Raw genomic sequence first — 2,499 nt, forward strand, 5'->3', positions numbered from 1 at the left:
GCTTGGTTGGTTAAACGTCTCGCTTGGTTGGGCAAATGTTCGAATTAGGCGTGTTTTCGCAATTTGCCCAACCAAGCGGAACTTTTGCCCAACCAAGCGAAAGCATGGAAACGGCGCCCGTCGAGCTCGGCGGGCGCCGTCCGTACGTGGTGAGCGTGAGTCGTGAGCGTGAGTCGTGAGCGTGGGTGGTGAGCGTGGGTGGTGAGTGGCGGGTCAGCGGAAGCGGCGCAACCGAAGGCTGTTGCCGACGACGAACACCGACGAGAACGCCATCGCCGCACCGGCGATCATCGGGTTCAGCAAACCGAGTGCCGCCAACGGAATCGCGGCGACGTTGTACGCGAAGGCCCAGAACAGGTTGCCCTTGATGACGCGCAACGTCGAGCGGGACAACCGGATCGCGTCGGCCGCGACCAGCAGGTCGCCGCGCACCAGCGTCAGGTCGCTCGCCGCCATCGCGACGTCCGTGCCGGTTCCCATCGCGATGCCCAGGTCCGACTTGGCCAACGCGGCGGCGTCGTTGACACCGTCGCCGACCATCGCCACGACCTTGCCCTCCGCCTGCAACGCCGACACGACGTCCACCTTGTCCTTCGGCAGGACCTCGGCGTGCACGGTGTCGATGCCGACCTCACGGGCGACGGTCCGAGCGGCGGCGGTGTTGTCGCCGGTCAGCAGGATCGGCGTCAAGCCGAGCTCACGCAGCCGGGCGACGGCCTGCCGCGACGTCGGTTTGATCTGGTCGGAAACGACCAGCAGGCCCTGCGCTCGACCGTTCCATCCGATCGCCACGACCGTGTTGCCCCGCGCCTCGGCCTCGGCCTGACGTTCCGTGAGACGGTCGGGCAGCGGCATCCCGCGCTCGGCGAGCAGGCTGGCGCGTCCGATGAGGACGTCGAGTCCGTCCACGGTGCCGGTGGCACCCCGTCCGGGAATGTTGTCGAAGGCGTCGACGTCGGCGAGCGAACCGAAGCGTTCGGTCGCGGAGGCGGCGATCGCGGCGGCGATCGGGTGTTCCGAGGCCGCCTCGACCGCGCCGGCCTTGGCGAGCACCTCGGCCTCGTCCGCGTCGTCGGCGGTGATGACCTCGGTCAGCGCCATCTTTCCGGTGGTGACGGTGCCGGTCTTGTCGAGGACGATCGTGTCGATGGCGCGGGTCTGTTCGAGCACTTCGGGACCGCCGACGAGGATGCCGAGCTGCGCTCCCCGTCCGGTGCCGACCATCAGCGCGGTCGGCGTGGCGAGCCCGAGGGCGCACGGGCAGGCGATGATGAGAACGGCGACGGCGGCGGTGAACGCGGCGGTCAGGCCCGAACCAGTCGCGAGCCACACGCCGAGCGTGCCGAGCGCGATGAGGATGACGATCGGAACGAAGATGCCGGAGATCTTGTCGGCGAGGCGCTGGACCGCGGCCTTGCCGGTCTGGGCGTCCTCGACGAGCTTCGCCATCTGCGCGAGCTGCGTGTCGCGTCCTACGGCGGTGGCGCGGATGGTGAGTCTTCCGCCGCTGTTGATGGTGGCGCCCGCGACCGTGTCGCCAACAGTGACCTCGACCGGAACGGACTCGCCGGTCAGCATGCTCTCGTCGACCGCCGAATGCCCGGCCGTGACGACGCCGTCGGTGGCGATCTTCTCTCCCGGACGGACGACGAACAGGTCGCCGACGGCCAGGTCGGCCACGGGAACGCGTACCTCGACGCCGTCGCGGAGGACGGCCACGTCCTTGGCGCCCATGTCGGCGAGCGCCCGCAGCGCGCTGGTGGCGCGGTGCTTCGCCCGGTGTTCCAAGTACCGTCCGAGTAGGACGAACGCGGTGACTCCGGCGGCGGCCTCGAAGTAGACGTTCATCGATCCGTCGCCGCGTTCGATGGCGAAACTGAAGGCGTGGGTCATGCCGATCATGCCCGCCTTGCCGAAGAACATCGCCCACAACGACCAGGCGGTGGCGGCGAGGGTGCCGATCGACACGAGGGTGTCCATCGTCGCGGCGCCGTGGCGCAGGTTCGTCCAGGCCGCGGCGTGGAACGGCCAACCGCCGTAGATGACCACGGGCAGGGTCAGCACCAGTGACGTCCACTGCCAGCCGGGGAACTGGAACGCGGGCACCATCGCGATCGCGACGACGGGAATCGCCAGCGCCAGGGACATGAAGACGCGCCCGGCGAGCACCGAGAGCGCCGGGTCGGGGGCGTCCTCGTCCTTGCTCTGAGCGGGCGGCGCGGGCAGGCTCGCGGTGTAACCGGTCTTCTCGACGACGCCGATCAGGGTCTCGGTCGGCACGTCCGTGTCGAGCGTGACGACGGCCCGCTCGGTGGCGTAGTTGACGCTGGCGGTCACGCCGTCGAGCTTGTTGAGCTTCTTCTCCACGCGGGCCGCGCACGACGAGCAGGTCATGCCGCCGATGTCCAATTGGATGATGTTCGTTTCGGTCTTCATCTCATTGCCTCGTTGTCAGTGTGCCTCGGCTGCTCGCCGGGTGCGGTGGGGCGGGGTGTGGGC

Annotated in this window: 1 protein-coding gene; it reads right to left on the minus strand. The window is 68.8% G+C overall.

What is annotated here, in order from left to right; translation table 11 throughout:
• Nucleotides 1–213: 213 nt before the first annotated feature.
• Nucleotides 214–2,436, minus strand: coding sequence for a heavy metal translocating P-type ATPase (locus ACM9NP_RS13190; protein ID WP_415646960.1), 2,223 nt, complete (start codon nt 2,434–2,436; stop codon nt 214–216).
• Nucleotides 2,437–2,499: the final 63 nt, after the last annotated feature.

This window comes from Stackebrandtia soli, from assembly GCF_965137155.1.
Taxonomy (GTDB): Bacteria; Actinomycetota; Actinomycetes; order Mycobacteriales; family Micromonosporaceae; genus Stackebrandtia; species Stackebrandtia soli.

Excerpts from the sequence above, each read along its gene's own strand:
- ACM9NP_RS13190 (WP_415646960.1), bottom strand. The coding sequence starts at position 2,436 with ATGAAGACCGAAACGAACATCATCCAATTGGACATCGGCGGCATGACC.